Raw genomic sequence first — 482 nt, forward strand, 5'->3', positions numbered from 1 at the left:
TTTCTCATCGGGGAGGACGGGGTATTTGACCATGAAATGAATGCCTTTTTACGGTCCCTGGTTGATCCATCAAGCCCGGGGCGTAATACCTGGCGTACCTATGCCTATCAAGCGTTCAGCCAGGATGAGCTGGACGTGATTGCGGAGAAGTATATTCACTGTTCGGCCAACTGGAATGCCATCGTGGTGAATACGGACGGCCTTATTCACGGCGGCGCATCACCCTCTGAGCTGATTGGCTTTATCAACCGCCCGGATGAGCAGTGGAAACGCTCGGTCTACAGCATGGACGGGAAGAAGGTATGAGGCTGAAAACACTTTTTCCCCTGCTGATGCTGGTGATGGTCAGCGGCTGCCGGGCTGGAGAGGCACAGACGCCGGAAGATACCGGCGAGATGCCCTACGGTGAGGTTGATTTTGCATTTTTCACTCCGCGGGCCTTACCGGCGGTTGTGACAAAAGCGCTGATTATCGACAACGAG

Annotated in this window: 2 pseudogenes; both read left to right on the plus strand. The window is 54.6% G+C overall.

The features are described from left to right. Positions 1–306, plus strand: a pseudogene (locus tag OK409_RS22435) (hypothetical protein); the annotation flags it as partial. Then, positions 303–482, plus strand: a pseudogene (locus OK409_RS22440) (DUF2931 family protein); the annotation flags it as partial. The pseudogenes OK409_RS22435 and OK409_RS22440, both read left to right, overlap by 4 nt.

Origin of the sequence: Pantoea sp. RG18 (assembly GCF_025910075.1) — a bacterium.
Taxonomy (GTDB): domain Bacteria; phylum Pseudomonadota; class Gammaproteobacteria; order Enterobacterales; family Enterobacteriaceae; genus Pantoea; species Pantoea agglomerans.